The sequence below is a fragment of the Pseudoalteromonas luteoviolacea DSM 6061 genome, assembly GCF_001625655.1.
GTDB lineage: Bacteria > Pseudomonadota > Gammaproteobacteria > Enterobacterales > Alteromonadaceae > Pseudoalteromonas > Pseudoalteromonas luteoviolacea.
Genome location: NZ_AUYB01000128.1, coordinates 61210 through 73818, shown reverse-complemented (window position 1 = coordinate 73818; position 12609 = coordinate 61210). Strand labels below are relative to the sequence as shown.

Here is a 12609-nt window from a genome sequence, read left to right as displayed (position 1 = left end):
TCAGTTGAAGCAGCTTCCTCAAGTGGCGCTTCATCTGCAAGCAAGTCATCGATATCACCTAAGTCAGTGTCTTGCTCAGAATTTAACAAATTATTGCTGGTATCTATTTCAGTAGCTTCACTCGCTGCGTCAGCCAAAAGGGCATCTATATCGTCAAGCTCTGCTTCATCGGTACTCTCTTCGAGAGGCTGAACATCTTCTCCCAGATCAGTATCGAGGTTATCACCACCTGCTTCTGCAAGTAACGCGTCAATGTCGTCATCTCCTGACACTTCTTCGGATTGTTCAGCTTGAGCAATCAAGTTATCGATATCTTGCTGCTCATCACTTACAGGTTCATCTGCTGCGCTATCAATCAATTGATCGATATCACCTAATTCAAGAGAGCCATCTTCTCCACTGATTTCATCTTCGTCCAACGCACCATCTAACAAATCGTCAATGTCATCAGCACTCAAAATACTGTCAGTATTCACGTCATCTGTAGAAGGCGTATCTGCGGCTTCATCAATTAAACTATCAATGTCATCTAAATCGAATTCGTCTTCTGCTGCTGATTCTTCTGCTGATTCTTCTGCTGATTCTTCTGACTCTGTTGGTTCATCAGCCAGCTCTTCACTAAGCGCAGCCAACGCATCATCGCTGACGTCCAATGTATCATCTTGATCGTCCCCGACTTCATTGAACAAATCATCGATATCATCAGCGCTCAGTATATCGTCACCGTCAGATGGTTTATCATCCACGTCTAGGGTTACTTCATCTCCGAGTGCATCATCGGTTTCATCAAAGCTTTGTTGGAGGAAGTCGTCTATGTCATCACTGCCTTCAGCCGCATCTGATTCATCATCAAAGACGATATCATCGTTCAACAAGCTATCTAATTCGTCTTGATCTAATGTGCTGCTGCCACTTTCAAACCCATCATCCTCATCTAGTGAGTCGAATACAATATCATCGTCATCAGGTAATATATCGTCGTCGAGCTGCACGCTCTCATCTAATGGCGTTATTTCATCTGCGCCCGGCATATCAAGATCAAGTGGGTCAACGGCAGCTGTTGCGGCTGCTGTTGCGGCTGCTGTTGCCGCCCCTGCGGTGGCTGCTGCAGCGGCTGGGGCTTGAGGTAAGAAGTCATCATCTTCATTTGCTTCTTCACTTGCTTGCTTACGCTTGCGCATAAACATTACCAGTCCACCAATGACAAGTAAGGCTGGAATAGTTGCTAGTAAAGCAATAACTAAAGGGTTCGATAATATATTGCCAAAACCAGCTTCCTCTTGAGCCATTTTTTGTGCTTCTTGCTGAGCAATCATCTCACTCTGCATATCAATCACAACTTTTAACTGTTGCTGGATTTCACTGTCTTTGCCGAGTTGTTCCCTAACATTTTGTAGCTCGTCAGAAATATCACCAAGTTGTTTTCTAAGCTCGTTATTCTCTTCTAAAATTTCTTCAACACTACGGACCGAAGATTTAAATTCATTTTGCAGTTCAAGCAACTTAGAATCTTGTTCCATTCTAAGGTTTCTAAGTTGATTGGTAAGCTCTTTTTGTGCTTGCTCAACGTCTACTTTTCGAGCTTGAGTCACGCGCTTTTTCGCCGCATCAATATCGGCCTGATTCAATGTGCCATTTTTCTTACGTGCCCACAGCACATCATCTTGATCTGACTTTTGTTTTGCTATTGATGGGTTTACGCGGCGAATTTCGGCCATCGTTGGAATGCGCAAATAAGCACCATCGCGCATGTGGTTTAGGTTTTGGTCTAAAAAAGCATTAGGGTTTTTATCGTATAAAGCCTTCATTACCTGATAAACGGAGACCGAATCATCAGGTCTAATTTTTTGCGCAATTCGCCACAAGGTGTCTGAAGATCTGATAGGTCCGACGGATCGGCCCTCAAGCCCATAATCAACGCCTTTGGGACCCTTCAACACCGTACCTTCTTGGGTGTAAACGGGAGATGTTATGAAAGCCAATGCTAGGATACAAAATAAGGCTAAACCGCGCATGCTGTTCCTTTGTTTCAGGTGACCACTTACTCAACCAGTAAGCGAATAAAAAATTTGCTCATCTTTGCTTTTGCAAGCTCTGTTCCAATTGCAAACTATAAACCAGTTGTAAGGGAATATCCATTGCCAACGTATTGAATCTTAACATCGGGGTAATACTTTAGAATTAAATTGAAAATGTTTTATAAATCAGGAAGGTGGTAAATAGAAATGAATTTACAATAATGTGGGGCAAAATGCTGCCATATTGCTCTCGCCCCACACTCTAATTACAGATAATTTGCTATTAACTCTTCTGCAATTTGGATGCTATTTGTTGCCGCACCTTTGCGGGTGTTATCGGAGACAACCCACAAGTTCAACCCCATTGGATGTGAGATATCAGCTCGCAAACGACCAACGTAAACGGTGTCGTTGCCACTTGCATCACTAACTGGAGTTGGGTAATCCTGCTCGTCTTCAATCAGTTCAATACCAGGAGCCTCACTTAGCAACTGTTTTACGTGCTCTAAGTCAAAAGGCATGCGAGTTTCTAAATGAATCGCTTCTGCATGGCCAAAGAAAACGGGTACTCGTACAGCAGTTGGATTTACCATTACGCTGCTGTCACCCAATATTTTTTGGGTTTCCCACACCATTTTCATTTCTTCTTTGGTATAGCCATTGTCTTGAAATGCATCAATTTGTGGTATCACATTGAAGGCAATCTGTTTAGGAAATACTTCGTTTTCCATCGGCCTAGCATTCATTAAGTTGGCAGTTTGTTTAGCAAGTTCATCAACTGCCTCTTTACCCGCACCGGATACTGCCTGATAAGTAGACACGTTAATACGGTCAATACCATAGGCGTCATAAATCGGCTTTAAAGCAACCATCATTTGAATTGTTGAACAATTCGGGTTGGCAATGATATTGCGGTTTCTAAAATCAGCCAGACTCTGAGCATTCACTTCTGGCACAACAAGTGGGATATCGTAGTCATATCTAAAATGAGATGTATTGTCGATCACCACACAACCTGCATCTGCTGCGATGGGCGCATATTTTTCTGACACACTACCGCCAGCAGAAAATAAACCGATATGTGCCTGTGAAAAGTCAAACTCTTCAACATCTAATACAGTGACTTTTTCACCCATAAAGTCAATTTCTTCACCAGCACTTCGGCTGCTAGCCAGCGGAAATAATTTATCTACTGGAAATTTTCTTTCTGCTAGCGTTTCAATAATTTGCTTGCCGACTAGGCCTGTTGCGCCAAGTACCGCCACGTTAAATTTTTGCGACATGCTTATTCCTCATTCATTTCTATGCGAAAGCCTAATTGCTGCAATTTTACTTGATGTGCATGTGGGGCTGAAATATTCAGTGTAGAAAACTCTCTCCTCACTGGGTATTGTTTACGCAGTACATCAAACCCCTGACTTTCTAAATTCGCTCGCATTAAACCATTATCACGGCGAATATCATAGATCAGATGCACAATACGTCCATAATCTGTCTCTGATAGCGTTTCATTAAGCTGGCACTGGCTTACAACGGGTATTGGTAAAAAAGCATCTAATTGCTTGTTAGCAGTCTCTCCTAAAGTCTTGCAAAGTGCTTCATAGAGCATTTGTGTACCCCTCGCCTTGCCCTCTAAAGTATGACCAGCTATGTGTACGGACGTATACAAACACACTTCCATCAGCTCAGTAAGTATTGTGGGTTCGTTTTCCCATACATCCAAAATAAGTTCAAGCTCCTGACCAGCTTGTTTAGCTCTTAAAAGCGCTTGGTTATCAATAACGTCGCCGCGGCTTGCATTGATAACTAACATGCCTGTTTTAAGTTGCTTGATCCTCTGTTCGTTTAGCAAGTGTTTAGTTTGGTGTTCACCTGATTTAACTAATGGCACATGAAACGTAACGAAATCTGCTTCGGATAGGGCCGCATCAATATCCACATGCTCAGACAACGTACCTTGCTGCGCACGCACAGGATCACATAAGATCAACTCAATTCCACTGTGTTGTAACTTCTGTTGCAGGCAGCGACCAATATTGCCAACTCCCACGATCGCCAACTTCTTACCACGTAATTCAACATTACAATCTTGGCTATACGCATACAGCGCACTGATTACATATTCTGCAACGGCGATAGCATTGCAACCTGGTGCACTGGAAAAAGCAATATCCCGCTCTTTCAAATACGCCTGATCGACATGATCAACTCCTATGGTCGCAGTCCCAACAAATTTCATCTTATGGGCTTGTGCCAACAAGTTCTGGTTAACTTTCGTAATTGAACGCGTGAGTAATACATCTGCTTCCTTTACCTGTTCAGCAGTCACGTTGCGCCCATCGTAACGCTCTACTTGCCCTAAACTTGAGAAAAACTCTTCCACCAGAGGCATATTCTGATCAGCCAAGATCTTCATTTATTTTAATCCTACACTTTGCACGGAGCTGTATTGTAACTCAGCTATTGATGAGACCCTAGTTTCGCCTTGCTCCAATTCCCAGCGCAATGAACATTAAACACAATAAAAATAACACAAGAAGCTTTACACTTGGCTGCTCTGAAACATTCACAATAGGGCTGAAAACAAATGCTTGAACATTACACCAAGCGAGGAAAAATGCGGTGTGCTGCGCCCCCATATATGCATAACATGCACACGCTATACTACTGATAAAATTAATGAAAACAGCATATTCATAGACTTCATAACTCAACAACATCGCAATGAAAGAAACCACAATGATACATATATTACTCAATTGCATAGATATCCCCTCCTTAGGACTTTTTCGTAATATAGATAAGTTTACAAAATTGGCAATTGAACAATTTTTAAGTGATTGGGTTAGTTGGCAAGGTAAAAATCAGGCTTCTAAAATGAACAATAAGGGGCTTTTTTGCTTGAAATAACTGGTCAGACAAGCTAGCCTAAACATGTGGTCAGACCTCTAATAAGGAAGAACAACATGACACTTTTATTCATCCTCGCTTTGATAGCACTGGTCAGTGTGGCTTGTTATCATCGCGCCAGCTGGAATACCTGCCTAGGTGTTGCGGCCGTAACGCTAGTCGTGGGCACGTTTGCCGACGCCTTTGGCGCTTTGTCTTGGCTTATCTTTTTAGCTATCGCAGTGCCTTTTTCTGTAACTAATATTCGCCAACAGTATGTCGTTGCGCCACTTTTTAAAGCATTTAAAAAAGTGACTCCAACTATGTCAGAAACCGAAAAATCTGCCATTGATGCCGGAACGACTTGGTGGGAAGCTGATTTATTCTGTGGTAATCCAAACTGGAACAAGCTACATCAATTTCCGAAACCAAGATTAACAGCGGAAGAGCAAGCTTTCTTAAACGGCCCAGTGGAAGAAGTTTGCGCCATGCTAGATGATTGGGAAGCAACTCACGAACTTACAGACTTACCACAAGAAGTTTGGCAATATCTAAAAGACAATAAGTTTTTTGCGATGATCATCAAAAAACAATATGGTGGTCTTGAGTTTTCAGCCTACGCACAGTCTTGTGTGTTACAAAAGCTAACGAGTAAATCTACGCTACTGTCTTCAATTGTTGGTGTACCCAACTCTCTTGGTCCAGGTGAGCTACTTCAGCACTACGGGACAGAAGAACAAAAAGACCATTACTTACCTCGACTAGCTGTTGGTGATGAGATCCCATGTTTTGCACTTACATCTCCTGAAGCGGGTTCTGATGCATCTTCAATTCCAGACTTTGGTGTTGTTTGTAAAGGTGAGTGGGAAGGTAAAGAAACCCTTGGTCTTCGCCTAACTTGGAACAAACGCTATATTACTTTAGCACCGGTATCTACAGTGCTAGGTCTTGCGTTCAAAATGCAAGATCCGGACGGGTTATTGGGTGACAAAAAAGACATTGGTATCACTTGTGCACTTATCCCAACCTCAACACCAGGTGTCGAGATTGGTCGACGTCACTTCCCGTTAAACGTGCCATTTCAAAACGGTCCAACTCGCGGTAAAGACGTATTCGTGCCACTGGATTTCATTATTGGTGGTCCAAAAATGGCAGGGCAAGGCTGGCGTATGCTAGTTGAGTGTTTGTCTGTCGGTCGCGTTATTACATTGCCGTCCAATTCAACAGGCGGTATTAAGACTTTGGCACTTGCAAGTGGTGCATACAGCCGTATTCGTCGCCAGTTCAAACTGCCAATTGGTAAAATGGAAGGCATTGAAGAAGCGTTGTCTAAACTTGGTGGCTATGCCTACAGCAGCGATGCCGCTCTGAGTATGTCCACAGGTGCGGTAGATGCTGGCGAAAAGCCGTCGGTCATTTCTGCAATCCTAAAATACCACCTAACCGAACAAATGCGCTCTTCGACTATCCATGCAATGGATATACATGGCGGTAAAGGTATCTGCCTTGGCCCGAATAACTATTTAGGTCGTGGTTACCAAGGGGCACCAATTGCTATTACAGTAGAAGGTGCAAACATCCTTACTCGAAATATGATTATTTACGGTCAAGGCGCTATTCGTTGTCACCCGTTTGTTCTTGCAGAGCTAAATGCATGTAATATCAAGGATAAGCAAGAAGCGCTAGACAGTTTTGACAAAGCATTAATGGGTCACATAGGCTTTACAATTTCAAACTTAGTGCGCACGAAGTGGCTAGCAATCACTGGTGGACGCTTCAGTAAAGTTCCATTCAATGACGAAACAGCAGATTACTACCGTAATGCGGCGCGTTTCAGCGCCTCTTTGGCTTTGATGTCAGATATTTGTATGGCTGTGTTTGGTGGCTCATTGAAGCGTAAAGAGCGCATTTCTGCACGTTTGGGCGATTTACTTAGCTACCTTTACTTAGTCTCTGCAACTTTAAAGCGTTACAATGATGAAGGTCGTCGAAAAGAAGATTTGCCTCTAGTCAAATGGGCGTGCCAAGAACACCTTTACCTGTGTCAAAGAGCACTTGCAGATTTGATCAACAACATGCCTTCAATGGCGCTACGTGGTGTACTTAAGTTTATGCTTTTCCCATTTGGTCGTCCCGTCCGCAAACCGACAGACGAAATGGAGCATGATATCGCCAAGCTATTGCAAACGCCCAATGAATCTCGTGAGCGTCTCGCAAACTACATTTACACGACAGATGAACCATTAAACTTGATTGGCAAGCAAGAGCAAACTCTGAAAGACATTTTAGCCGTAGAGCCTCTTTTCGATAAAGTTTGTCGAGCGAAAGATCAAAAGCTACCATTTATGCAGCTTGATAAAGTGGCAAAAATGGGCCTTGAAAGCGGCATTTTAACGCAGCAAGAAGCAGATTCGCTTGCAGCGGTTGAAGCCAAGCGCCTTGCCGTTATCAATGTGGATGACTTTGACCCAGCAGAATTACTTGCCGGTAAAGCCCGTGTTGTTGACAGCAACGCCAACGCTGCCTAGCAATAATTATGAAGTTTAAAGGCCGCTAATGCGGCCTTTTTATTTTCACTTACAACAATGTGAAGTTTTACACAGTCAGTTAAACAGTACTTTACTCAGCATGATAGCAACCACTATCGTTGCCCAGACCAAGGCTATGCTTTTTGGTCGCTGGATAATTACCCTCATCATTATGGGGGTGGCGATCAAAACTAAAGCTTCAAACAAACCAATACCAAATATCAGTACACCAATCAGCCATGTTGCCGCACAACAAGACGCCACCACTAAGTATTGACTTCGCTGCATCACCTCAAGCATTGCAAGGCTTTGCCAAAAGCTTCTATGCGATAAAATTTGTCTATTGGTGTCAAGTAGCAAGCTACTCCACCACAGTAAATTAAATAACAATGCCATTAAACTGTAGTAACTGCTCAGATCGGGCCGCTCAGTTACGATGACCAATGCACACCAATAAGTTAAAGTGCTCACACCTAAGCGCCATAGCAGCATCCACGGCCGCTCTACAACTAGTTGCTGCCAAAAACCAAGTGCAGATATTGAATTCACTTTGTACACAATTGCTCTAGGCTTGATAAAGATCCCCATAATCATCACCAAAAGTATCGTAAAGAAGTACAGCATCACTTCATTCACAACAAACACGAGTCCAAGGGCAACACATAGCGTTACAATAACAATTTGCGGACGATATAGCTGAATAACGGCCAAGATAAACTGTGAGGTCATAAACATAAGTAGCTGCGGAGCTTGCTTTAAATTAGACCACCCCATTGAAGTAGCCATTATACAGGCTGCCAGAAACAGCAAATGGCACATTAACAATAAACTGTTATCTGCTATAAATTTATGGATTCGATTGCGAAGTAAAGAATTATGATATGAGCGTCGAGCACTGTCGAGAATCGCGCTTTTTACCGTTTGTATCAAAAGACTTTGCATAAGTAGAAAGCCAAATGACACCTCAAGCGTCAGTCTTACGGAGTCACTTTCTACTAACTTTCCTAAGCCAAAAAAGACGGCCATAACGAGACTGGGTAAATAGATAAAAAACAGTGCACTTACGAGTAATGTAAATTGCTCCAACTGTTTTCCCAGCTCCCTAATTTCGCTTTTGAATGCTTCCAGTCGATATGTGTAGTAATGCAACATGGCTTTTCCTACTGGACAAATAAGGGCTGGCGTTCAAAACCTATTTTTGAAAACACATCTGGATCGTGACAGCTCATTAAAGTTTGGTTGCTGGTAGTACCTAGGTATTCAACTAACCTTTCTACACTTTTTGAATCTAGCGCTGCACTCGGTTCGTCCAATATTAAATACGGTGTATTTCGCATCATTGCGTTAATTAATTGCAGCTTTTTCAAGTTGCCAGATGACAGTGCACTCACTCGTGTATCTAAAAATGCAGAAAACTGTAACATCGAAATAAGCACTTCAGGCATAGCGCATTCCCAGCTTTTCATTGTCATACTTAGCACTTGGCGAGCAGTCAAAAACTCCGGGAACACGATAGCGTCTGATGCTAACGCTACAACACTTTGAGGTTCATTGTAATGCTTACCATCTAATAAAATCTCACCATGAAATGCCCGATCTATTCCTGCGATCAAAGTGAAAAGTGTGCTTTTACCTAGCCCATTGGGCGCTTCAATACAGACCCTCTGCGCCTGAAAATCCGCGCAATAATTGTTAAAAACAGATTCCCTCAAGAACACTTTGGTTAGGTTTTTAATGCTTATCATAGGCCCTCGTTCATCCTTTTTCATCGATACTAACAAACAAGGACCTAAATAAAGAAACTAAAAAATGTTTCGAAACATATCTTTTATGTTCTATTGAATGAGCTTAAATGCACGTCCAGCATATTCAGCCTCAAATGTTTCAATGGCGCCGCGCTTTTGCATTGTAACAAAGACTTGTCGCCCATTTTTTCCACCAAATGCAACATTTGTAGGAAATTGCCCTTTGAGCTGTACTGTTCGCAAAAGCTGACCTGCCGGCGAAATAATAGCGACTTCACCAGCACCATATCGTGCTACATAAAGATTTCCACGCTCGTCAGTGCGCATACCATCTAAGCCATGCTTATCAAATTGGTAAAGTAATTTTGCATCTCCAAGTAAACCATTTGGTTTAATTGGGAACGCCCAAACTCTCCTTTGCACACTCTCATTTACGTATAGCACCTTATTATCGGGACTCACTTCAATACCATTGGTAGTTCCCATGTTTGCCTTTAATCGAACAACCTGCCCATTGGTATCAATTCGCCAAAGTTGACCATCGCCCTGTTGCCAATTTGGATCGCTGGCAAACAACGTACCGTCATCACTAATTGCAATATCATTGGGTTGATTCATTTGTGGTTCGTGGGCATGCACAGTGACTTCTTTCGTTGGTGTAATTTGTAAAATGTTGTGACCTGTGTAATCTGCAACGTACATATTACCCGCATTATCAAAGCGAATTCCATTCCCGGTACTTCCCTCGGGCAGAGTCACAAATAAGCTGGCTTCACCTTGAATATTTACGTGACCAATAGTTCCTTGTTTGGCGTAGTTAACCGCGTAGAGAACACCGTTTTTATCTACTGCCGGGCCTTCAACTCCTTGGGTAAATACATCATCTTTAACCCAGTCTTGAACTTGGTAGAGGTTCGAATCGCTAGTATTGCGTAATTGACACCCCGATACTAGCCCAATGACCAACAGCGCCGTGCACATTGTTGTTTTCATGCTCATTCCCTGTATTAAAATTTTAGTATGCAGCGCATCTTTACGGTTGTGAATTGAGATTTATTCACCGCCAATACTCATTTACGTCTAAAACAAATAGCGAACTTTGAAGATAACGCTGTTTTCGATTGGATCAGTCCAGTTAGCTTTGGCGCTTTCTAACCAAGACTGCTGACCAACGCGATTTTCTTCTAATCGTTCCTGATGCGCACCACCTCGACGATAAACCAAGTAAATGTCTGAATAGGCCCCCATTCGGTAACGCAACTTAAATTGCGACATGAGACGCGTGTCTTCAAAGCTCGTATCTAAGCCCGTATTTTTACGTAACCCAGTATTTTCAATGTCATAAACCCCTTTCGTTCGAGCCTCGAGCACTGACCACTGTAACGTACCAGAGAACTCCAAGTTATCTGCAATCAGTGCACTTGCTTCTAATGTATTAATAAACAGAGTTCTATCGTACTCAGACAATTGATTTTGTTGTGTAGCGACTAACCAACCATCACCTTCACGAAAGTAATTATTAAATTTGATGTTCCAATTTGCATGAGGCATCCAGGTCATATCTAGTGCCAATTGTATTGCATCCCCACTCAGACCTTCTTGATCCAGTTCCAGACTCGCAGCCCAACTGAATTCTCCAGTAAATGGACTTTGATATAACACTCGGGTTTCCAGCGCGCTAGGTTGAACAAAGGGAGCGCTATTGGCCCCTATGTTATCTTGCCAGCCAGAACGCACTGTATCTAAATGGAAGGTCCACTGGGAGCCGTTGTTCAACATCAGTTGTGCCCTGTAGCCTTGGCGTGCAGGCAGCTTCAGTCCTTCAGAATTAGCTTCATAACTGATATCTAAGGTATGTTTGATTCTTGTCAGCCAGTCATTACCAACGTTGACGGCATGATTGTATGACAACTTAGAATACTGCCAATCATTGCGCTTCATATAGCCCATGTCTCTATTATCAAAATGCCGGTTTAGGCGCAAAAACTGCCCTTCTAATTGTGTATTGGGCGTGAATTGATATCCCACATTAATGGATAACCCATTTCCAGTTTGTGAAGTAAGGTTATCAATTTGACTCATGAGCACCGCACTTTGTATGGACCACCTATCATCTTGATATTGACTATCCCACGCTAAGCTTTTTGCCTTTCGATTTAGAAATGGCCTTTCAACATAAGTCGCCAATATTCCAGATTGCCAATTTGCTTCACGGTAACTAAATCTCCCCGCGTAAAAGTCTTTACCAGCGCCGCTGTCTAGGCTATTTTCCTTTACTGCAAAAGCCCCCCATTGCGCTCTTTTTCCCTGATGTACAAATCGCACGGCGGCATCAATTGGTGTAATTAATGTTCGTTTATCATCACTACCTGCGCCTATTCTTCGAGTATGAATCAGTTTTGTATCTTGCAAGGCGCTGATGCTAAATACGCTGAGGTCCTGAGTAAAGAATGGCCGCTTGTCGGTACGCAGCGTTTCGACAGCTGAGTAATTTACATCCACATCATCACTGTCTACTTGCGCAAAATCGGGGTTAACGGCAAAGGACAATGTCTGATTGTGAGTGGGTTTATAAAACAAATCAAAGCCTACATCCGACTCATGAGTTTTATCTTGGCGAGGTTCAAAATGATGTTGATAGCTCACATACGGAACAAAATTAAGCTGACTTTGCTGTGGAATTGAAACCTCAATTTTTGGCATGTTTAGAAAAAAATCACTGTTGCCAATGGTCTGCTTCTGGTTAGAAAAGATATTATTAGATTTTAAATCATATAGTTGAATGCCAACACCGATTATTGCATCCCCTTTAGCATCCAATTTAGTCGAAAATGAAACGCTGTCCCATGGCACAAAAATTTCATTGGACCAATATTCTGAGTGTTCGTAAAAAGCGCTTTCCCAATCACCATCCCAGTCCGTGTCGGTGGTCCGTTGAGGTGTGACGACGGCATCTTGTTTTCCGCCTCCAAGCGTAGTTGCAAACAAATACGCACCGCTGCCATCCCCCGAAAAGTCTAGATACACGCGATTGAACTCACCTTGCATAAAGCCATCTTGCAGATTGAATTGCTTTTTCCTTTGCCCTATTGGTTGAAAATTTACAATACCAATATAAACCCCTTCTTCACTCGCCAACACTTTCGCATTGACCTTATTTTCATTGGCTTCATGCGTCGCCGGGACTACCTGATAAAAAGTCGTAAAGTCGGTGGCAGACTGCCAAGCCGGTTCATCTAATTTGCCGTCAATATGTATTACATCGGCATAACTAAGTGTCGACCCTACTAGTAACCCTAAAGCACTGAAAACTTGCTTAAACATGCTCATCTTACAACTCCAAAAAGAATCTATAACATTGTTACTTAAGCAAAAATAATGAAGTGAAAAGCTTATTTTTATCTGAAGAATGGTGTAATAAAGCTGAAT

General features: G+C 42.6%; 9 protein-coding genes. 1 reads left to right on the top strand and 8 read right to left on the bottom strand.

From position 1 onward, the window contains the following. From N475_RS19545 to N475_RS19530, 4 genes are all read right to left on the bottom strand, one after another. Window positions 1–2015, bottom strand: a 2015-nt coding sequence (locus N475_RS19545; RefSeq protein WP_282955589.1) for a FimV/HubP family polar landmark protein, incomplete at its 3' end; no start/stop codon positions are given. Between the two features lie 269 nt (window positions 2016–2284). Beyond that, window positions 2285–3301 carry an aspartate-semialdehyde dehydrogenase gene (locus N475_RS19540; RefSeq protein ID WP_063359299.1) on the bottom strand — a complete coding sequence of 339 codons (1017 nt, stop codon included), beginning with the start codon at window positions 3299–3301 and terminating at the stop codon, window positions 2285–2287. 2 nt (window positions 3302–3303) lie between these two features. Beyond that, window positions 3304–4434, bottom strand: a complete 1131-nt coding sequence (locus tag N475_RS19535; RefSeq protein ID WP_063359298.1) for a 4-phosphoerythronate dehydrogenase — start codon at window positions 4432–4434, stop codon at window positions 3304–3306. 58 nt (window positions 4435–4492) lie between these two features. Beyond that, window positions 4493–4783 (bottom strand): DUF6419 family natural product biosynthesis protein, encoded by a 291-nt coding sequence (locus N475_RS19530; RefSeq protein WP_063359297.1) that lies wholly within the window; start codon window positions 4781–4783, stop codon window positions 4493–4495. A 201-nt stretch (window positions 4784–4984) separates the two neighbouring features. Between N475_RS19530 and fadE the strand changes: the two genes are divergently transcribed. Then, window positions 4985–7435, top strand: a complete 2451-nt coding sequence (gene fadE, locus N475_RS19525) for an acyl-CoA dehydrogenase FadE (RefSeq protein WP_063365822.1) — start codon at window positions 4985–4987, stop codon at window positions 7433–7435. A 75-nt stretch (window positions 7436–7510) separates the two neighbouring features. Here the strand turns inward: fadE and N475_RS19520 are convergent, their stop codons facing one another. From N475_RS19520 to N475_RS19505, 4 genes are all read right to left on the bottom strand, one after another. Then, on the bottom strand, window positions 7511–8587 hold the full coding sequence (locus N475_RS19520; RefSeq protein ID WP_063365821.1) for a DUF6136 family protein: 1077 nt from the start codon (window positions 8585–8587) through the stop codon (window positions 7511–7513). A gap of 8 nt (window positions 8588–8595) precedes the next feature. Then, on the bottom strand, window positions 8596–9180 hold the full coding sequence (locus N475_RS19515; RefSeq protein ID WP_063365820.1) for an ABC transporter ATP-binding protein: 585 nt from the start codon (window positions 9178–9180) through the stop codon (window positions 8596–8598). A 90-nt stretch (window positions 9181–9270) separates the two neighbouring features. Beyond that, a complete protein-coding gene (locus N475_RS19510; protein WP_155732606.1) occupies window positions 9271–10173 on the bottom strand; it encodes an SMP-30/gluconolactonase/LRE family protein in 903 nt (300 codons plus the stop codon). An 87-nt stretch (window positions 10174–10260) separates the two neighbouring features. Continuing rightward, entirely contained in the window at window positions 10261–12510 is a 2250-nt protein-coding gene (locus N475_RS19505; protein ID WP_063365819.1) for a DUF5916 domain-containing protein, read from the bottom strand. Window positions 12511–12609 lie beyond the last annotated feature (99 nt).